Below are 20,758 nucleotides of genomic sequence, written 5' to 3'. Positions count from 1 at the left end.
ATTAATAGCTAATACTTAAGCTAATTCAGCCTCTTTTTGCTTATTAAACTTCGCATGCACTAATTTATAAAGTGCAGGCAATATTAATAGCGTAAGTAGAGTTGATGAAATAATACCGCCAACTACCACGGTTGCCAGTGGTCTTTGTAGCTCAGCGCCAGTACCTGTATTTAGCGCCATAGGGACAAACCCTAAGCTTGCCACTAAAGCGGTCATTAATACTGGACGCAAGCGCGAAAGTGCACCGGTTTGTATCGCATCAATTAAACTAAGCCCATCGGCTCTTAATTGTTTAATAAACGACAGCATAACCACACCGTTTAATACGGCTACGCCACTTAGCGCGATAAAGCCAACGCCTGCCGATATTGATAACGGCATATCGCGTAGCAATAACGCAAGCACGCCACCGGTAAGCGCAAGTGGTACGCCGCTAAATATAATTAACGAATCACGCAGCGATCCAAAGGCGCTGTACAATAAGCCAAATATAAGTAATAAAGTAACCGGCACCACCAGCGATAAACGCTTACTTGCTGATTCTAATTGCTCAAACGTGCCGCCATATTCAATCCAATAACCACTTGGTAAATTAAGATCTGAATTTAAAGCCGCCTGCGCATCACTTACAAAGCTTGCTAAATCGCGCCCCTCTACATTTGCAGTTACCACTACGTTACGTTTGCCGCTTTCACGGTTTATTTGATTAGGCCCTTTTTCAATGCTGATTGTCGCCACTTCGCCAAGCGGTACAAATGCAAGGTCTGGGTTAGCACTTTTTGGCACTGCCACCGGCAAACGCGCAAGCTGTGTTATATCCCTAGACCAGCGTTCATCCAAACGCACTAATAACGAAAAGCGTTTATCGCCCTCAAAAATAAGCCCTGTTTGCACACCGCCTACCGCAGCGCTCACACTTTGCTGTATATCGGTTACGGTTAAACCTAGTAGCGCCATATGGTCGCGAAGCGGCGTTACAGAAAGCGTTGGCAAACCTTCCATTTGTTCAAGGCGTACATCGGTTGCACCGGTTATGTTTTGCACCAAGGCTGTGGCTTTTTCGCCGTACTGTTTTAATGTTGATAAGTCATCGCCATAAATACGCACTGCAACATCGGCGCGCACACCGGCTATTAACTCGTTAAAGCGCATTTCTATCGGCTGCGTAAATTCATAGTTATTACCTGGCACTTCATTTACTAAATGGCGAATTTGCTTAACGAGTTCTTCTTTAGATAAAGTAGGATTTGGCCATTGATCGCGCGGTTTTAACATTAAAAAAGTGTCGGCAACGTTAGGTGGCATCGGATCGTTTGCTACATCGGGCGTACCAATTTTTGAAAATACTTTTTCAACTTCAGGTATGGCTAAAATGGCTTGCTCTAGCTCTTTTTGCATTTTTACCGATTGCTCAATACCGGTACCGGTAATACGCAGTGCATGCATGGCTATATCGCCTTCATCTAGCTGCGGTAAAAACTCAGCGCCCATATTTTTAACTTTAAAGCCAAGTGCAATCACTAAAATACCCGCAATACATACCATCACCCACGGTAACTTAAGCGATAGACCAAGTAGCGGTTTATAGCCTTTTTTAATACCACGCATAACTGCATTTTCGCTTTCACTCACCTTGCCACGTACGAATACCGCAATAGCGGCAGGTACAAAGGTAACGGCAAAAATAAGTGCGCCAACTAGTGCGGCTACAACGGTAAATGCCATTGGCTGAAACATTTTGCCCTCAACCCCGCTCAGTGCAAATAACGGTAAATACACCAGCATAATAATTAAAATGCCAAATACTGCAGGGCTGAACACTTCTTTAGTGGCGGCGGTTACCACATTTAAACGCTCGTTTAATGTAAGCAACCTGCCATGTTTATGCTGAGCCATACCGAGTTGACGCAGGCAGTTTTCAACCACAATAACAGCGCCATCAACAATTAAACCAAAGTCGATTGCGCCTAGACTCATTAAATTACCCGATACCCGATTACCCACCATGCCTGTAATGGCAAATAACATACTGAGTGGAATAACCATTGCCGTAATCAATGCGCCAGTTACGTTACCCAGTAGTAGCAGTAAAATAACAACCACCAGCACCGCGCCTTCAAACAGATTAGTTTTTACAGTTTCTATGGTTTTATCAACAAGAGTTGTACGGTCATAAACAGCCTCAACCACAACACCTTCAGGCAAGCTTAGCTGTACGTCTTTGAGTTTATCTGCCATGGCTTTTGCAACTATGCGGCTGTTTTCGCCAATTAACATCATGGCAGTACCGAGTACGGTTTCTTCACCGTTATAAGTGGCTGCGCCTGTTCTGAGCTCTTTTCCTAAACGCACGTTGGCCACATCTTTTATGCGAACGGGTGCATCATCTCGCTTAGCAACAACCGTGTTGGCTATATCATCAATGCTTTTTAATTGCCCTGGTGAGCGCACTAAATATTGCCCATCAAAGCGCTCTATAAATCCGGCACCTTGATTACTGTTATTTAATTTAAGAGCAGTAATAACATCGCTTAGCGTGAGCTTGTAAGCGAGTAGTTTTTCGGGCATTGGCGCTACTTGGTACTGGCGCTCAAAGCCACCTTGGCTGTTTATTTCGGTAACGCCTTTCACTTTTAAAAGCTGCGGGCGAATAACCCAATCTTGCAAAGTACGTAAGTCTTCTGCACTAAATGGGGTTCCATCGCCTTTTAATGCGTCTTTATTTGCATGCACCGAGTAAGTAAAAATCTCCCCTAGGCCACTGGCAATTGGCCCTAAGTTTGGCTCAATATTGGCAGGTAAGTCTGAGCGAATACTTTGAATACGCTCACTAATTTGCTGGCGCGCCCAGTAAATATCGGTGCCTTCGTTAAAAATAACGGTTACTTGCGAGAGCCCATAACGCGAAATCGAACGAGTATAATCAAGCTTTGGTATGCCCGCCATCGCAGTTTCGATTAAATAGGTAATGCGCTGCTCGCTCTCAAGCGGGGTAAAACCAGGCGCTTTGGTATTTATTTGCACTTGCACGTTAGTAATATCGGGTACGGCGTCAACCGCTAAGTTTTGTGTGTTGTATACGCCAAATCCTGCAAATAAAAGCGTTAGTGCAAGCACCATCATGCGGCGTTTAACCGCAAAAGAAACTATCCAGTTAATCATGCTGTCTCCTAGTGTGAGTGGCTAGCGCCGCTTTTTAAAATATCTGCTTTTATTACATAACTGTTCTCAGTTACGTACTCACTATTAACAGAAAGTCCTTCTAACACTTCAACCCATTCACTATTTTTAGCACCGAGCTTTACAGCGCGTACTTCAAAAACATTACCGCTTTTAATAAACACGCTAGATTTACCGTTAAATTCCTGAATAGCAGTCGCTTTAACGCGTACAGCCGCATTTATATTTGCAGTGCTAATATCGCTATTAACGTGCATGCCTGGTCGCCAATGCCCGTCTGGATTTTTAAGCTCAACCCGAGCGCGCGCAATATGCCCGCCGCTCATCATTGGCGCGATAAAAAACACCTCGCCTTGCGCGTTTAAATGATGGTGTAAGTCGTACACTTTAGCGTTTTGCCCTATGGCTAACTTTTCAATATTTTCAGGAAATGCCGATAGCTCTACCCATACGGTTTCTAAGTTTACTATTTGCATTAGCGCACTATTTGCAAGTTCACCGCGCTTTAAATATTGCTCGGTAATAACACCTGTTATGGGACTTTTTATGATGTAATTTTGCAGCGTTTCGCGGTTAGTTACGCTTGCAAGCTTGTCACCTTTTTTAACGTTTTGACCAATGCTGACAAATATATCGTTAACTAAACCGGTGTAAGGCGCCATTACTTCAACAGTGCCGTGCGCGGTTGGTGCTATTACACCAAATAAAGTATCCATCAGCTCAACACTGCCTGACTGAGCAAGTTGGGTTTTAATACCTGCGCGCTCAATTGCTTGGGTGCTTAGTGTGGTGCGCCCTTCTTCTTGCTCATAATGATAATTTATTTTAGCCCCTTTATAGCGTGCCATAACGTCAAGTTTAAATGAGTGCGGCTCGTTTACACTTACGGTACTTACTAAATAGTCATCTTCTGCTTTAAAGCGAATAAGCTGTGGTTTTTCACTTAAACGCTGCACATTAATAGTTACGCTTAACTGGTTTATATCAACGGCTTTATTATTATCAAAACCATATATTCGCAGCTCCGTATTACCTGCAAATTGCGTTAATTTAAGCTCTAAATCAAGTTTGTTATTGGTTAGTAAAAATCCGCCGTGAGGACCTTTTTCTGCGTGTTCATCTTTATGACCTTCTTCATGACCTTCTTTGTGATTGTCGTCAGATGCTATAGCCGTGCTACTAAATAGCGGGAATGCAAACAGCTGGGTAATTAATAATGCGATAAGAGTTTTATTCATGATTGATGAGTCTCGATTAAAGGTTGGCCAGTTAAACGCTCTAGAGTAAGTAGCACTTGATATAGCTCGCTATGAGTGGTGATAAGTGCGCGTTTAGAATCAAATAAAGCTTGTTGAGCGTCGAGTAATTGCAATACCGAAATTTGCCCTTGCTGATAACTTTTTAAGCTTTGCTTTATAAGCGTTTGCGCCTGTGGAATAACCTGCTGCGTTAACAGCATTGCTTGCGCAGCTTTACCTTGGTAATACGCGTACAAGGTGCGTATTTGCTGGCGAAGTTGAATACGTAACTGCCCTTGCTGCTCATTCAGCAGTGCAAGCTGGCTTTGAGCCGCCTCAATATTCCCGCTGTTAGAATTACTCAGTTGTAGCGGCATAGAAAACGAAAATACAAACGAGCTAGCATCTGTTTGTTGGTTATAACGTACGCCGCCGCTAAGTGTTAAATCACTTTCCCCGTTTGATTTTTGTAGCGATAAATTAGCCGTTTGCTGCATATATTGCTGCTGTAACAAAGCAAAGTCTGGTGCTGTATTTACCGCATCAAGTAATGCTTGCTCATTTTTAAGCTCTGTAACTGTAGATAAATCCCCAGCATAATAATCACTGAGTAATTGCTCTTGCCAAAGCTCATTTAGTGCTAAGCGCGAGCGCTCAAATTCACTTTGTAGCATTGCAGTATTTAAATCTACTTGGCTTAATGCGTAGCGCATACGTGTTACATCAGCTTGTGAAACTGCGCCCGCTTCAGCGCGTTTTTCTATTGCCTTAAGCGCCTGCTTAACAGTACTTTTACGCTCACTATTTAAAGCTATTAACGCCTGAAATTTAAGTACTTGGTAATAACGCTCAGTAGTAGTAGCAAAAAGCGCTAAGCGCGTATTTTTATACTCAATTGTTTGCGCTTTTATATTTGCAGTCGCGTAATTAACGCGGTTCTGCCGTTTATCGCCAAGCTCTATTAATTGACTCAGTGCAAGTGTGTACTGCGCCCCCGAAAATGCATGGGAGCCGTGGGTCCCTAAAAAATTTTCAGCTTCAAAACTCATCTCTGGATTAGGTGCAAGCGCAGCCTGGGTTTTAAGCGCACTCAATATTTTTTGATGATAAGGGTAGCGTTTAAGCTGTAAGTTTTGCTGCTCAGTATTTGTAAGCGCTTGCTTAAGGGTTAATACTTTTTGATTTTCGCTGTTAGCAAATGCGCTAAATACAGGCAATACGCACAGTAGCGCCACCAGCGTTATTGGTTTTTTATTCATATAGCGTGTCCGTTTTTAACAAACAGTGGGTGTGTTACAAATCGTAAGCACCCTAAATAGGCAAAATAGTACCTTTAACGCATATAAGCGCAGGCAATAAAATGCACTGAAATTATCTAAAAAATAATTAAACTAGCTAAGTGAATTAGGTGGCGGAACATCTGGCGGATAATTTAAGCCTTTGTAACAAGCTGGCTGCGTTGCTTGGCTTTGCTCAGGACTTATTGGATGATTTAGCGTACTGTAGTAACCACAGTGGCAATGTTGATGGGCATGAATTTCAGTAGGTGATTGAGCGTCTTCATCTTCTAAACTTGTTTGAGAATGAATATGGGTAACGTGATCAACTTCTTCTTGTAAATGATACACGGCCGCGTCACAGCTAATAAAGCTGTGTACAAGCACTAGGAGTATCACGACTAAAAAGTAATTTGAGCGCATTGCGACCTATAAAATCCAAAAATACAATTAACAACGCACGCACAATACATTAAACACTTCAAAAAGTAACGAGCTACTTTCTATACATTGATGGCGACATACCTACCGACTTCTTGAAACGTTTGGAAAAAATAAAAATATTAGAATACCCCACATAACTTGCCACATGAGAAATTGGCCAAGCCGTGTTTAACAGTAAGTTTTTAGCTCGCTCAATACGTAAATGAATAAGTTGTTGTATTGGGCTTTTACCAAATAGCGCTTGGCATAAACGATGTAAGTGCGGCGGTGAATAATGCACATGCTCGCACATTGCCTCTATTGTCCAATCAAACTGTAAGCGCTTATCTACCTCTTCAAACAAACTAATTAAACGGTTATGCGCCGCACCCTGTGAGTTATTTTGGAGCGTAGCATTTAAGTAATGACTTAAAATAGGCATGACGCTTTCGCGTAAATTAGCATTAGGCTCGCTATATAAAAGCTCCATAGCAAGGTGTAACGGCTCAAGCTTTTGATCGGTTAACACCAATGCTTGCGCTAAATTTAAATGCTGCCAACGTTTAGAGTTTGCAAGGTTTAACCAAATAACATCCCAATGTTCAGCATCAATTTTAACTTCAAAGCTTTGCTTTGCTGGTAGCACAATAAGTGTATTGGCATTAAGTGTGTATTGCTCATTTTGTGTTGTTAATTTACCCTGCCCTGCAAGCGTATAAAAAAGTGTATGTTCTAGCGGTGCTGTACGTGCTACGCAATAACGACCCGATAGGTTTGAGCAACCCGCAAGTGCTATTTCAAGGTTTGGCATTTGCGCGAGCGTTTGTGAATCAATAAAGCGTTCTATACAGCGCGGACCAATATCGAGTATGTCTTTAATGTTATAGCGCATAATTACAATGATAGTTTTGGATAAATAAAGGAGAGCTTTAAGCATAACCCCTGTGATTATTTTTAGCTATATTTAGCGCATTATAATTGCCCGCTTATGCAATAGGATAAACATGACCTCTTTAGAGCACATAATTAATCGCCGCGATTGGGAAAACCCAATTTCAGTACAAGTTAATCAAGTAAAAGCGCACAGCCCACTCAATGGTTTTAAAAGCGTTGAACATGCCCGTACTAACACACAATCGCAAAAGCAAAGTTTAAACGGTCAGTGGGATTTTAAATTATTTGATAAACCCGAAGCGGTCGATGAGTCATTGCTAAGTGAAACACTAAACAGCGACTGGCAAAGCATTACAGTGCCTTCTAACTGGCAATTACACGGTTTTGATAAACCTATTTACTGCAATGTTAAATACCCGTTTGCAGTTAACCCGCCTTTTGTACCAAGCGATAACCCTACAGGCTGTTACCGCACTGAGTTTACTATTACGCCGGAGAAATTAGCTCAGCGTAATCATATTATTTTTGAAGGCGTTAACTCGGCGTTTCACCTTTGGTGTAACGGGCAATGGGTGGGTTATTCACAAGATAGCCGCTTGCCAAGCGAGTTTGATTTAAGCGCACTGTTAGTTGCAGGCACCAACCGTATTGCCGTTATGGTTATTCGCTGGAGCGATGGCAGTTACTTAGAAGATCAGGACATGTGGTGGCTAAGCGGTATTTTTCGCGATGTTAACTTACTTACAAAACCACAAAATCAAATACGTGATGTGTTTATAACCCCCGATTTAGACGCTTGCTACCGTGATGCAACGCTACATATAAAAACCGCGATTAATGCGCCAAATAACTATCAAGTAGCAGTGCAAGTTTTTGATGGGGAACAGGCGCTATGTGAGCCACAGATTCAAAGCACTAACAATAAACGTGTTGATGAAAAAGGTGGCTGGAGCGATGTTGTATTTCAAACAATTGATATACAAAGCCCTAAAAAATGGACCGCCGAAACGCCGTACTTGTACCGCTGCGTCGTAAGCCTGCTTGATGAGCAAGGCAACACTGTAGATGTAGAAGCCTACAACATTGGCTTTAGAAAAGTAGAAATGCTTAACGGGCAGCTTTGCCTAAACGGCAAGCCGCTACTTATTCGCGGCGTTAACCGCCACGAGCACCACCCTGAAAACGGTCATGCAGTTACTACCGCCGATATGATTGAAGATATTAAGCTGATGAAGCAAAATAACTTTAACGCCGTGCGTACTGCTCACTACCCTAACCATCCACGCTTTTACGAGTTATGTGACGAGCTAGGTTTATACGTAGTAGATGAAGCCAATATAGAAACCCACGGCATGTTTCCTATGGGGCGTTTGGCAAGCGATCCGCAGTGGGCCGGTGCATTTATGTCGCGCTATACGCAAATGGTTGAGCGCGACAAAAACCACGCCTCAATTATTATTTGGTCATTGGGTAACGAATGTGGGCACGGTGCAAATCACGATGCTATGTATGGCTGGTCAAAAAGCTTTGACCCTTCTCGCCCAGTGCAATACGAAGGTGGCGGCGCAAATACAACGGCTACCGATATTATTTGCCCAATGTACGCCCGTGTAGATACGCATGTTGCCGACGACGCCGTACCTAAATATTCAATTAAAAAATGGTTAAGCCTACCGGGTGAAACTCGCCCGCTTATTTTATGCGAATACGCTCACGCAATGGGTAACAGCCTAGGTAGCTTTGACGATTACTGGCAAGCATTTAGAGAATACCCGCGTTTGCAAGGCGGCTTTATTTGGGATTGGGTAGACCAAGGTTTATCTAAAACTGACGAAAACGGTGAGCATTACTGGGCTTACGGTGGCGACTTTGGTGATGAACTAAATGACCGACAGTTTTGTATAAACGGGTTATTGTTCCCAGACCGAACACCACACCCTAGCCTGTTTGAAGCTAAATACAGCCAACAGCATTTACAATTTACATTGCGTGAGCAAAATCAAAACCAATACACCATTGAGGTATTTAGCGATTACGTATTTAGGCACACCGATAACGAAAAGCTCGTTTGGCAATTAATGCAAAATGGCGTGTGTGTTGAGCAAGGCGAGCAAGTACTTAATATAGCGCCGCAAAGTACGCACACGTTAACGATTAAAACTAAAACAGCGTTTGAGCAAGGTGCGCAATATTACCTTAATTTAGATGTAGCGCTAATTAACGACTCACACTTTGCAAACGCTCAACATATTATGGATACCGAGCAGTTTAAGCTAATGAACAGTAATAATTTAAACGATAAATCATTTACACCAACCTCTAAGCAAAGCGCTATAAGTGTTAATGAAACCGACTCTCAACTAAATATTGAAAACGATAAGTTTAAACTTATTTTTAGCAAGCAATCAGGGCTTATAGAGCAGTGGTTACAAAACGATACTCAGGTTATTAGTAGCCCACTGGTTGATAACTTTTATCGTGCGCCACTTGATAACGACATTGGTGTAAGCGAAGTAGATAACCTAGATCCTAATGCGTGGGAGGCTCGTTGGTTGCGTGCAGGTATAGGGCAATGGCAGCGCACATGTAGCTCAATTCACGCAGTGCAATCAAGTGTTGATGTACGTATTACTTGTGTATTTAATTACGAGTTTAACGGCGTGCTACAGGCTCAAACACAGTGGCTATATACACTAAATAATACCGGTAATATTAGCCTAAATATTAACGTGCACTTAAACGATATCCTGCCGCCAATGCCGCGTATAGGGCTAAGTACAACGCTTAATAAGCAAAGCGATACAAAAATAAACTGGCTAGGTTTAGGGCCTTTCGAAAACTACCCAGATCGCAAAGCCGCAGCACGTTTAGGTTATTACAGCTTGAGCTTAAATGAGCTACATACACCGTATATATTCCCAACTGATAATGGTCTGCGTAGCGATTGCCAATTACTGAGTATTAATAACTTAACCGTGACTGGCGCGTTTTTGTTTGCAGCTAGCGAGTATTCTCAAAGCATGTTAACTCAGGCGAAACACACTAACGAACTAATTGCTGATGATTGCGTACATGTACATATTGATCATCAACATATGGGGGTTGGTGGCGATGATTCATGGAGCCCAAGTACACATAAAGAATATTTACTCGAACAAAAACAGTACAGCTATTCTTTAACATTATCTGCTAAATAATTTAAACAAAAATAGCGGCCAAATTGGCCGCTGTTTTTTAAATTTATAAACGTTATTTATTAGCTAGTTTTTTAGCTAATACGTTATCAAGCGAAAAACTTCCCGCTCCTTGAATGGCAAGTGCAGCCATTACAACAAGTAACGTTAACGCATATTCGTAGCCATTGTTTGCCATAAACAAACCATGACTAATATGCACGCTAAAAATAGCAATTAGCATAGTAAAGCCAGCAACAACCGCTGCTGGGCGTGTTAATAAACCAATAACCAAGGCAATACCACCAAAAAACTCTGCACTACCGGCCATCATTGCTAACCAGTAGCCTGGCTCTAAACCAATACTCGCCATCCATTGACCTGTACCTTCAAGGCCATAACCGCCAAACCAAGCAAATAATTTTTGTGCACCATGCGCAGCTAAAATAAGGCCCACAGGCACTCGTAAAATTAATGCTGCTGCGCCTGCTTTTGAGCTAAGTAATGTGTTTAGTAATTTCATGAGTTTTAGTCCTGTTTAATTTATTTGAGCGTTAGATTTCTTCTAACCGTTGAGCACAGTTTACTATCATCATTTGCAAACATTAACACCAGCATTATTGGTTAATTATCAATGCAGTGTTTTTAATTTATTTAATACCAATTCGCTTAATTAAGTGATCTATTTTGAGGATGGAAAAACGTGTTGATAACTAGGCAAAAAATTTGCTATTTAGTTGTTCTAAATGAGAATTTTTTAACGCAAATAGCGATACGTTTAGCCCCGCAAAATGATTAAGTATTATTGCGGATTGGTATAACTCACAAAAAAGCCGCTAGCTTTGAACGTTAGCGGCTTTAAGTTTTAAGTTACTTTAAAATGATTAAGCAACAGCTTGCTCTAAAATTTCGCGGCTTTCTTTAAGCGTAATAGCTTGGTTTTCACCAAGTGCTAGCATGCCATGCGCTTCAAGTTTGCCAATAATGTTGTCAATCGCAGCGGCTTTATCATCGCCATGCTCAGTAAGCACAGTTGCTACGTCAAGGCTGTGGTAAAACGCTTCAATTGCTTCAATTGTTTTCTCAGCTAAGTCGGCAGATTGCTCAAGACCAAATACGTTTTTACCCATTTGCTCAAGCTTTGCTTTTTTAACTGCAAATTGGTTGCGTAGTAAAGAAGGCTGAACAATAGCAAGTGAACGGGCATGATCAACACCGTAAGCAGCTGTAAGTTCGTGGCCAATCATGTGTGTTGCCCAATCTTGCGATACACCAGAACCAATTAAACCATTAAGTGCTTGGTTAGCTGCCCACATAAGGTTTGCACGCCATGCATCGTCTTGGTTTTCAAAGTTATCGCCCAGTGTTTTAAGCGTTCTTAATAGTGCCTCTGCGTAACCTTCTTGAACCAATGCTGTTTCAGGGAATGTTAGGTACTGCTCACAGGTATGAACCCATGCATCTACTAATCCATTCACAAGTTGGCGCTGTGGTAATGTTTTCATTACATCAGGGTCCATAATCGCAAATTTAGGAAGTACTTCTGCTGATGCAAACGGTAGTTTTTGCTTCGTTGCTTCTTTGCTCACAACTGAGTTTTGGTTAGACTCTGAACCCGTTGCTGGCAATGTTAATATTGCGCCAATTGGTAATGCGCTAGTAATAGTATGCTTACCAGTAGGAATATCCCAACCTTCGCCATCATAAACTGCAGATGCTGCAATGTATTTAACGCCGTCGATTACTGAACCGCCGCCTACACCTAGTACAAAGTCGATGCCTTGTTCTTTACAAATTTTTACTGCTTGATCTAACACTTCAATTGTTGGGTTAGCGCCTACACCCGAAAATTCAACCCAGTCAAAGCCTTCAAGTGCTGCTGCAACTTGGTCGTACACGCCGTTCTTTTTAATTGAACCGCCGCCGTACACTACAAGTACTTTTTGATCCTTTGCGATCAAATCAGTTAGTGAGGCAATTTGTTCTTGGCCGAACTGGATAAGTGTTGGGTTTACGTAGCTAAATTTCATTATTTTGCTCCTAGGTGACGGTTAAATACTAAATATAATGCTTAGTTACTCACTAAGCTAAACTTCAATGAGTGCATATTAGTGGCAAAACAAACATAAAAAAAGCCCAATAACTCGCAAAAGCTTGCCTAAAACTGTCAACATTGATATTTTAAGCAAAATTCGTACGATAGTAGATGCTTTAATGTCCTCAATAGCCAACATGATGCAAAAATTTGCAGAGCACAATAATTTACTTAACTTTGAAGGCAACATGGAAACCATTATTCCAGGTGTGTATTTTCATCGTGCAAGTAAAAGCTCGCCGCGCCAGCCACTTATATATAACTCAGGTATTATTATTGTTGGGCAAGGACATAAGATAATTCATTTTCCTGATCATCAAATAAAATATGGTGAAGGCGACTACCTTGTTTTAGGTGTGCCTGTGCCACTTGAATGCGAAGCTTTTACCGATAACAACCTACCTGTTATGGGTATTGTTATAGATATAAACCCGGTAATGTTAAATAAATTAGTAAACCAAATTGGTACACATAAGCCATTCATCACTGGGCAAATGAGTGGCGTTCAATCGGCTAAAATAGATGGTGCAATGGAGCAAGTAACCCACCGTTTACTTAGCGTACTTAATAACCCCATTGAGGCTGACGTTTTTGGCGAAGATATAGTAAAAGAATTGGTATATCGTGTACTTTGTGGGCCACAAGGACATACTTTAATAGGGCTTGCTATGCATGATGGGCATTATGCGCGTATCGCCCGTACGCTCTCAACTATGCACAGTAGTTATGCCAATCAAATTACAGTTGAAGGATTAGCTGAAGATGTAAACATGAGCGTATCGTCGTTCCATCGTGCTTTTAGGCAAGTAACGTTTGAGTCACCTTTGCAGTATTTAAAAAAAGTACGCTTAGCTAAGGCTAAAGAGCTTATAACCACTAGTGGAAGTAAAGCCAACGAAGCTGCATTAAAGGTTGGCTATACGAGCCCATCGCAATTTAGCCGCGAATTTAAACGCCACTTTAATAAAACACCTAGTGAAATGTTAACTCAACTACACAGCTAACTAACTAGCTAAAAATTATGACTTGAGAGATATAAATTAACCGAGCGAGTCAATCTTAAACACTGCTTTTTTGGTGTTTAGCATAGCTTGCTTAGCAAATTGACGATTGATAAATTGGCTAAAAATAATAGTAAATAACGTTGAGCAAATGGCAGCTGTTGCGTACACCTGCCAAATCATAAAGTTATGTTTTAACATAAACGCAATCACCGCAAAAAATACACACCCACCTAATGAACCAATAATACCCCCATTAAGAATTTTAAACGTTGAGGCTTGTTTGTCACTAAAGTGGGCAACACTGCCCATTACCGCCAAAATAACCGGAAAGGTAGAGATTAATCCGCTCCACGCAGACCCTATATGCTGTGATATAAACGTAACAAGCACGATAAAGCTTGTCACTAATATCATTTTTACCGGAAGCTCCCAGCGGGCATTTAATGGTTTTGCATCAGCTGATATATTTAGCTTTGTAGAGATAATAGTTAAACCGAGTAAAATACAAAGCGAAACCACACTCGCCACAATAATATTCACTGGTAAAAATAAAGTAATAACGCTAAATACACACCAAATACTTAACGCTGTAAAAAGCGATTTAAGCATTCCAAACCTTCGTGATACAACCAAGTAACTAAAACAAAATAAGCCTATACCGCTCATACCATAAAGAGAGGCCACCGCTGAGTTAGCTGCAAATAATTTACCTTGCTCTAATGCTATAAAATAAGAAATAGGCCCAGAGGTAATAGGCAAGCCAGGAATTATGCCGCTAACAAAACTACCAAAGCGTTTTTGGGCGAATGTTATTAGTAAAATAAGCAAAGGTGCAATTATGAGTTTAAGCAGCATAAATAACAATAAAGTATGAGAGTTGGAATCGAGTTTACGTGGCTATACCTACATTGTAGAGTGAATAAAAATCATGCATGTAGTGTAATTTTTTTCACCTGTAAATATTAAGTAATTTATCAAAACACTGATTAATAGTTATAAGAAAACCACTTATTAAAGTGGTTTTTTAGCTTAACTTAAACAACAGCATTTATACTTTTTTAAATAAAACCTCTGGGTTTACCATGGTTTTCATTTCAAGCACATTGCCATTTGGATCTTCAATAAAAAACGTTTCTTGCTCAAACTCATCACCAATAAAACGGCGGTATGGTTTATCTAGGTATTCAATACCCGCATCTTCAATACGTTTTTTTAATCCATTAAATTCATCTTCAGATAAGTGAATCCCAAAGTGAGGTACTGCTACAGCTCCCATATCAACATCATGGCGAACTGTTGGTAAGCGCTCAACACTCTGGTGCAAGGTAAGTTCATTACCCCAAAAGTCTATATCTACCCAGCGACCTTCTTCACTGTTACCGGTTTTACAGCCTAGTACGTCACAATAAAACGCTTTAGCCACTTTTAAATCGCCAGCTGGAATAGCCAGATGCAAACAGTTAGACATAAATAACCCTTGGTTAACACTTTAATACATTAAATTATCGCCATTATACATAATTTGTGATTTATAGAACATTAACAGCAACGCTATTAAGCATATTTAATACCTAAAAGTCGTTTAAAAAACATGCTTTTTAAATGTGTAATTACTTATAACATTTATTTGTTAGAGAGTATTAGAAAGCGCAAAAGGATTAGTTTAAAATGCGCCGCTATGATTAAATTCTTACTTTTAAAATTCATTACTTTCTTTTTAGGCTTTGTAGCTTGCTTTGCTATGCACACTACTTTTGCACTGCCTTTAGTAATTTCTGCTGCGCTAACGGGGCTTATAGGCTCGTTTATTCCCTTTCCTGCGCGTTATAAAAATCATCCTTATGCTGCAATTTATGCTGGTAGCTTTGCCGGTATGTGTTCAACCCATTTAATTACCAGTTACTGGGAAATTGCTATTATTTCGCTTATTGGCTCAAGTTTGTATGTGCTTACTATGAATATGTTTACAGGCTTTGGTGGTAAGCTTGGCAGTGTTGCCTTTGCTAGTGTGGCACTTTTTGTATTAGCTAAAGGAATTGTATTATGAGTATTGAATACCCGTTACTTGTACTGCTTGGTGCCTTTTTAACATTTTACTTGGCTAAACATAGCCGCTTTGATGGGGTTAGAGCGTCGTCTTCACTTTCTATTATTGCTTATTTAATTTTTAGCGCTTTAAATTTAAACCCCGATTTATACGCAATTGTATTTTTTGGCGGCACATTCATAGGTATGAGCGCCCCACATCGATTTGGTATTTATACCGTAGCAAGCTCATCTATTTTGTTTTCAATATTATTTGAGTTCCTTGTACCAAAACTTGACGGTTACGGTGGTGCATTGGGTATTAGTGCATTTTTATCTGTATGTATCTGCCATACTTGTATTTTGTTAGGTGCCCCAAGAAGTAAAAAGCCGCCACCAGTTCAATAAAAAATTATTGAGCTGGTCTAGTTTCTCCCAGCATTCGCTTTAATATAGTAGAGAAATTAGAGTGTAAAATATTCATGTTTTAAGCTGTTCTTTTTCTCTGCAAGTCTGTTAGAATCTTTCGCGAACTTTATTTACCCTAAATAAAGACAATCATATATGGATTTATGAAAATGAAAAAACTAATCGCAGTAGCTGCACTATCTTTACTTCCTTTCTCAAACGCAATGGCTGACCAAGATATTGGTTGTGGTCTTGGTTCTATGTTATTTGCTGGTCAGCAAGGTAAAGGCGTTAAAATTTTAGGCGCTACAACAAACGGTACATCTGGTAACCAAACTTTTGGTATCACTTTTGGTACTCTTGGTTGTGATGGTACTGGTACAGTAACTTCTTCAGAAAAAATCGCTTTATTCATTGACGGTAACATGGAGCAACTTGCTCGTGATATGTCAAAAGGTGAAGGCGAAACTTTAGCTACTCTAGCTGAAGCTTGGGGTGTTGCAGATCAAGATAAAGCAGCGTTCAATAAGCTTGCTCAAGCACAGTTTTCTTCAGTATTTACTTCTGAAAACGTGACTTCACAAACAGTTTTAGAAAACCTAAACACTGTTCTTGCAAGTAACGCACAACTTGCTTCTTATACTCTTTCTTAATCAGCTAAATTAGCCGGTTTTATACGTATAAATAAAGCCGCTGGAGTATTTCTCTAGCGGCTTTTGTAATTTAGTGATTATGAAAAAAATATTATTTGGTTTACTGCTCGCACTTTTTAGTACTTACTCAAACGCTCAAAGTATTGAAACAAATACATTAGCAACAGACCCTTACTGGCTTAAATTAGGTCACTACCGCGGGGCCACATTAGGTGATTGGAAAAGTGAAGTAGACAGTGCTGAGTTTTTTTTATCTCCTACAGGTAAAACAAGTCCATATGACGAACTTAAAGCAACTATAGCCACATTTAGTGGTAAAAATACTGACCCAAAAACAACACAATATCGTTGTCAGTTTCCTGCACGTTATAAATGGCTAAAAACAAAAATTAAAAATAACTGGCCCGAACTTAATTGCCCAGAGCTACAGGCGTGGCAAAAAATAATAAACCCTAAAGGGGTTACGTTAGTTTTTCCAACTGCATTTATGAATAGCCCATCATCAATGTTTGGCCACACTTTACTTCGTATTGACGCAAAAGATCAGACTCGCCATAAAGAGTTGCTCGCATTCGCAGTTAATTTTGCAGCAGAACCAGACGGCTCAGATAACGCAGCTATGTATGCACTAAAAGGCTTGATTGGCAGCTACCCAGGTAAGTTTTCACTTATGCCGTACTATAAAAAAGTACGCGAATATAATGACTTAGAATCTCGTGATATTTGGGAATATAAACTTAATTTATCAGAGCCACAGGTAGAGCTCATTTTATTGCACTTGTGGGAACTACAATTAGCTACATTCGATTACTTTTTTATTGATGAAAACTGCTCTTACCAATTACTTGCATTATTACAACTTGCGCAAGAGGACCTTGATTTAACATCGTCATTTAATATGCAAGCTATTCCATCAGATACCGTTGCAGTACTAAGAAATAACAACTTATTACAAACACCTAATTACCGCCCTGCTTTTGGTACTAAGCTAAACCATTACTCTACTCAGATGACTGACGAACAACTTGATGATGCAAGAGAGTTAATGCAAGGTGGCTCTCTCAATACTCGTAATTACTCACAGTCGCAATTAGTCGCTATATTAGAAATGGCGTATGAATGGTTAAATTTTGAATTTTACGATAAAGCATTAAATCGTGAAGAAATTGCCCCGCGACTAACTAAGCTACTCCTAATGCGCAGCAAATATAAAGTAGCTTCGCCATTTACTAAGCCAAGCCGCCCTATTGCTTCTCCAGAGCAAGGTCATGGTTCTTCTAAAGTATCGCTAGGTAGGGTACAAAATAATAACCAAGCAAACCTTACAAATTTTGGTTATAGGCTTGCGTATCATGACTTACTAGATAGACCTGAAGGTTTTATAGCGGGTGCACAAATTAGTTTTTTTGATTTGGAAACCTCTATTACTGACGAAGGAAATGCAGATATTGAACATTTTTACTTATTAGATGCTATGTCGCTTGCACCCGATAACCGCGTATTTGATAGCTGGTCGTGGAACTTTAAAATGGGCTTTGACCGACAACCAAGTGACAGTAAACGTTTAGGCCGCTTTTTTACAAAAGGGGGTTATGGTAAATCTTATGGCGATCCTAATAATGTACACGGCTATATTCTTAGTCAATTTGAGCTAAATACAGGTGATATAACCGACCGACTTAGTACAGGAATAGGCAGCGAAGCCGGTGTAATTTGGCAAATAAACAATAACCATAAACTCGCTTTAACTGGCAATATATTATGGCTAACTGATAACGCAGCAAGTAAGCACAGCGAAATAGCTATAACATGGAATTACGCTGTTTCTCGCAATGTATCGCTGCGCAGCAAATTACAGCATGCTCAATGGCATAGCCATAATTCATCAATGAGTTTAGCTATGCAGTTTTACTTTTAACTTATTCAACATTATTTATGTTTAATGCTACTTGTAGGGTAGCCAAATAGCACTCTACATTTAGCTTTTATTCCTGATGCCTTATAAACACTTTTAAATAAGTGCTCCCACTGATGAAACGTAATAACGACTGGGTTATTGCTATTAAGCTGCCCTATAATGCCGTATTTACAAGGCTTTGATTTATCTTCTTCTACAAAGGTGCCAAATAACTTATCCCAAATAATAAGTACACCTGCAAAATTTTTATCAAGGTAACCTGCATTTATTGCGTGATGAACTCGATGATGCGAAGGCGTATTAAATACTTTTTCAAACCAGCCTAGCTTACCCACTATTTGAGTATGTACAAAAAATTGATACGCCAAATTTAATGCAACCACGCTAAATACTGTTAGCGGTTCAAATCCAATTAAAATCATAGGTAGCCAAAACACCCACATACCCGCTACAGGGTACATTAAGCTTTGCCTAAATGCGGTAGTGAAATTCATTTTAGTTGAGCTATGGTGCACCACATGTGCAGCCCACAACCAATGAATATGATGCGATGCTTTATGAAACCAATAATACAAAAAATCTTGCAGTAAAAATGCAAATGCAATACCTAATACACTCATTTCAATATCAAACAATCTATAGTCATACAACCAATTAAATAAAGGCATTAATAGCAGTAACGCAATAGCATCGGCGCCTTGGTGCAATAGCGCTAACACTGTATTTGCTAAGCTATCTTTTATGTCGTAATAGCGCTTAAACTTAATAAACTCAGAGCAAACAAATATCAAAAATAATGGGCTCAGAGCGAGTAAAATAATTTCTGAGTTCATGCTTTACCCACCAAAAAATAATTATTTAAATTGTTTAACGCTTGGGCTATATCTTTTGTAATAACATATTTAAGTAATGCATTTGGCATCCACCACGGAGCTGAGCAGCTTATGCAATAGTTAAGTTCGGTAACTAAAGTATTGATGTCTTTATTTGCAATGAGGTATATATCGCCTCGATGATTAGCTACTGGTTTATCGCCTACTATTTGATAACTGATATGATTTTGATCGGCACTGATTATTTGCTCTGAAAACGTTATTTTACCTATTTTTACTTGCCTAACAGATCCTTTCCCGCCTTTTATTTGCCCTTCGTTTTGTGCTTGTAGCAGCTTAAATTTGGCATTAAAAAATCGATGCAACTGTTGATGATCCAATAGTGTGCTTATTATTTGCTTTGGCTGTGCATTAAGCGTTTGTTTAATTGTTATAAGTATCATTTTTACAGCAAGAGGTTATTAGGCATTCAACTAGCATATAAAAATTTAACGTGGCAAACTTGCTAATACATGACTATTTTTTAGCTTTAGATGACAAATGCACACATTAGCTGATCATTACTTTTCAAGTATTCTTGATTACTTACAAGCGCAAGGCATTAATACTAAAACGGCTTTGCACGCTATTAGCTTTGACGAGTTTAGTAATCAGTATATCCATCAATTAGCGCCGCGTATTAGTTTAAATAGTTACAATGCTTTATTAGTTTATGGCAAGAAAACACTTAACGACCCTCTTTTTGGTTTTACCCTAGGTCAGCAAATTCGCACTGCTGACTACGGCGTTTTAGGTTACTTAATTGAATCAAGCGATAACTTAAGCAGTGCCATTAAAGCATTGTTAAGCTACGACAGCTTGGTGGCTGATATTGGTAAGGCCAAGTTTGAACTAAATACTGATACAGCAACTATTCGTTGGATTGCTCATCAAAGTTGTAATGAGCACGTTGTCTTACGAAATATGACCGCGTGGGTAAGTGTAATTCGCCAGTTAATAAACTTAACGCTTTCGCCAAGTAGTATTAGTTTCACTTATAATTGGTTGCCATTGCAAAGACGCGCCCTTGAATCATGGTTTAAATGCCCTGTAAAAAGCAGTGCTGAATATAATCAAATTAGCTTTCCGAGCCATTATTTAACGCTGCCCTTTAAAACCGATAACGCCATTATTAATTCTACTTTTAAGCAATTGTCAGAGCAGCAACTCTCTAACTTTAAAAGCCAGCAGCGTATTGACGATAAAGTTAATCAGTTACTTAAAGCTAAAACCACCTTGCAAAACTGTAACTTAATAGGCATAGCTGATGCGCTTAATTTAACACCCCGAACGCTACAACGACGCTTAAAAGAACAAAACTTAACCTTTGCTCAGTTACTTGAAAAAGAACGTAAAAAACGTGCAGATACATTAATAGCCAGCATGCCACTTGCTGATTTATCTAATATTTTAGGATTTAAAGATCAAAGCTCTTTTAATCGCGCATTTTTACGCTGGCATAAGTGCTCGCCATTAAAATTTACAAAAAACGCTAAATCAAAGTAAGGTGCTAATGCTGTTTATTTACATTAAATAAACATAAAATGTATACCTTTTAAGCAGCACTCTTTACACTAGCGATAATATTATTTAAAAAG

At 39.7% G+C, this 20,758-nt stretch carries 18 protein-coding genes; 7 read left to right on the top strand and 11 right to left on the bottom strand.

The window, feature by feature from the left end; translation table 11 throughout:
• Positions 1-15: 15 nt before the first annotated feature.
• The 5 genes from WNY79_RS10545 to WNY79_RS10525 form a co-directional block, all read right to left on the bottom strand.
• Entirely contained in the window at positions 16-3,162 is a 3,147-nt protein-coding gene (locus WNY79_RS10545) for a CusA/CzcA family heavy metal efflux RND transporter (RefSeq protein ID WP_342875827.1), read from the bottom strand.
• An 8-nt stretch (positions 3,163-3,170) separates the two neighbouring features.
• Positions 3,171-4,418, bottom strand: a complete 1,248-nt coding sequence (locus WNY79_RS10540) for an efflux RND transporter periplasmic adaptor subunit (protein ID WP_342875826.1) — start codon at positions 4,416-4,418, stop codon at positions 3,171-3,173.
• Positions 4,415-5,677: a TolC family protein gene (locus tag WNY79_RS10535; RefSeq protein WP_342875825.1), complete on the bottom strand. Its 1,263-nt coding sequence runs from the start codon at positions 5,675-5,677 to the stop codon at positions 4,415-4,417. Before WNY79_RS10535 ends, WNY79_RS10540 begins: the two co-directional genes overlap by 4 nt.
• 132 nt (positions 5,678-5,809) lie before the next feature.
• On the bottom strand, positions 5,810-6,118 hold the full coding sequence (locus tag WNY79_RS10530) for a hypothetical protein (RefSeq protein ID WP_024600694.1): 309 nt from the start codon (positions 6,116-6,118) through the stop codon (positions 5,810-5,812).
• A 73-nt stretch (positions 6,119-6,191) separates the two neighbouring features.
• Positions 6,192-7,010, bottom strand: a complete 819-nt coding sequence (locus WNY79_RS10525; RefSeq protein WP_342875824.1) for an AraC family transcriptional regulator — start codon at positions 7,008-7,010, stop codon at positions 6,192-6,194.
• Positions 7,011-7,122: 112 nt separating this feature from the next.
• Between WNY79_RS10525 and WNY79_RS10520 the strand changes: the two genes are divergently transcribed.
• Positions 7,123-10,209 (top strand): beta-galactosidase, encoded by a 3,087-nt coding sequence (locus tag WNY79_RS10520; protein ID WP_342875823.1) that lies wholly within the window; start codon positions 7,123-7,125, stop codon positions 10,207-10,209.
• 52 nt (positions 10,210-10,261) lie between these two features.
• Here the strand turns inward: WNY79_RS10520 and WNY79_RS10515 are convergent, their stop codons facing one another.
• Entirely contained in the window at positions 10,262-10,708 is a 447-nt protein-coding gene (locus WNY79_RS10515) for a DoxX family protein (protein ID WP_197186106.1), read from the bottom strand.
• Between the two features lie 361 nt (positions 10,709-11,069).
• On the bottom strand, positions 11,070-12,215 hold the full coding sequence (locus WNY79_RS10510) for an iron-containing alcohol dehydrogenase (protein WP_342875822.1): 1,146 nt from the start codon (positions 12,213-12,215) through the stop codon (positions 11,070-11,072).
• Between the two features lie 184 nt (positions 12,216-12,399).
• Between WNY79_RS10510 and WNY79_RS10505 the strand changes: the two genes are divergently transcribed.
• A complete protein-coding gene (locus tag WNY79_RS10505) occupies positions 12,400-13,284 on the top strand; it encodes an AraC family transcriptional regulator (RefSeq protein ID WP_342875821.1) in 885 nt (294 codons plus the stop codon).
• Between the two features lie 36 nt (positions 13,285-13,320).
• On the opposite strand, the gene WNY79_RS10500 is transcribed toward WNY79_RS10505, so the two are convergent.
• Together WNY79_RS10500 and WNY79_RS10495 are read right to left on the bottom strand one after the other, a co-directional pair.
• Positions 13,321-14,139, bottom strand: a complete 819-nt coding sequence (locus WNY79_RS10500) for a hypothetical protein (protein ID WP_076925328.1) — start codon at positions 14,137-14,139, stop codon at positions 13,321-13,323.
• Positions 14,140-14,332: 193 nt separating this feature from the next.
• Positions 14,333-14,752, bottom strand: a complete 420-nt coding sequence (locus WNY79_RS10495; protein WP_002962853.1) for a VOC family protein — start codon at positions 14,750-14,752, stop codon at positions 14,333-14,335.
• A gap of 273 nt (positions 14,753-15,025) precedes the next feature.
• Here WNY79_RS10495 and WNY79_RS10490 point away from each other — a divergent pair, with 273 nt between their 5' ends.
• The 4 genes from WNY79_RS10490 to WNY79_RS10475 all read left to right on the top strand — a co-directional run bounded on the left by WNY79_RS10490 (position 15,026) and on the right by WNY79_RS10475 (position 18,288).
• Positions 15,026-15,331 (top strand): hypothetical protein, encoded by a 306-nt coding sequence (locus tag WNY79_RS10490; protein WP_002962854.1) that lies wholly within the window; start codon positions 15,026-15,028, stop codon positions 15,329-15,331.
• Positions 15,328-15,717 (top strand): hypothetical protein, encoded by a 390-nt coding sequence (locus WNY79_RS10485; protein WP_007587227.1) that lies wholly within the window; start codon positions 15,328-15,330, stop codon positions 15,715-15,717. The genes WNY79_RS10490 and WNY79_RS10485 overlap by 4 nt, the downstream gene beginning before the upstream one ends.
• Positions 15,718-15,887: 170 nt before the next feature.
• Positions 15,888-16,370 carry a DUF3015 domain-containing protein gene (locus WNY79_RS10480; protein ID WP_024589733.1) on the top strand — a complete coding sequence of 161 codons (483 nt, stop codon included), beginning with the start codon at positions 15,888-15,890 and terminating at the stop codon, positions 16,368-16,370.
• 79 nt (positions 16,371-16,449) lie between these two features.
• Entirely contained in the window at positions 16,450-18,288 is a 1,839-nt protein-coding gene (locus WNY79_RS10475) for a DUF4105 domain-containing protein (RefSeq protein WP_342875820.1), read from the top strand.
• A gap of 11 nt (positions 18,289-18,299) precedes the next feature.
• Here WNY79_RS10475 and WNY79_RS10470 read toward each other — a convergent pair whose 3' ends face one another.
• Together WNY79_RS10470 and WNY79_RS10465 are read right to left on the bottom strand one after the other, a co-directional pair.
• Positions 18,300-19,121 (bottom strand): sterol desaturase family protein, encoded by an 822-nt coding sequence (locus WNY79_RS10470; protein WP_342875819.1) that lies wholly within the window; start codon positions 19,119-19,121, stop codon positions 18,300-18,302.
• Positions 19,118-19,564 carry an SRPBCC family protein gene (locus WNY79_RS10465; protein WP_342875818.1) on the bottom strand — a complete coding sequence of 149 codons (447 nt, stop codon included), beginning with the start codon at positions 19,562-19,564 and terminating at the stop codon, positions 19,118-19,120. The genes WNY79_RS10470 and WNY79_RS10465 overlap by 4 nt, the downstream gene beginning before the upstream one ends.
• Before the next feature lie 97 nt (positions 19,565-19,661).
• Here WNY79_RS10465 and WNY79_RS10460 point away from each other — a divergent pair, with 97 nt between their 5' ends.
• Positions 19,662-20,666, top strand: a complete 1,005-nt coding sequence (locus WNY79_RS10460) for an AraC family transcriptional regulator ligand-binding domain-containing protein (RefSeq protein WP_342875817.1) — start codon at positions 19,662-19,664, stop codon at positions 20,664-20,666.
• Positions 20,667-20,758: the final 92 nt, after the last annotated feature.

The organism is Pseudoalteromonas sp. AS84, assembly GCF_038900255.1.
Lineage (GTDB): Bacteria > Pseudomonadota > Gammaproteobacteria > Enterobacterales > Alteromonadaceae > Pseudoalteromonas.
Note: the sequence above shows the minus strand (reverse complement) of the source record. Positions and strands in the feature narration are given on the sequence as shown.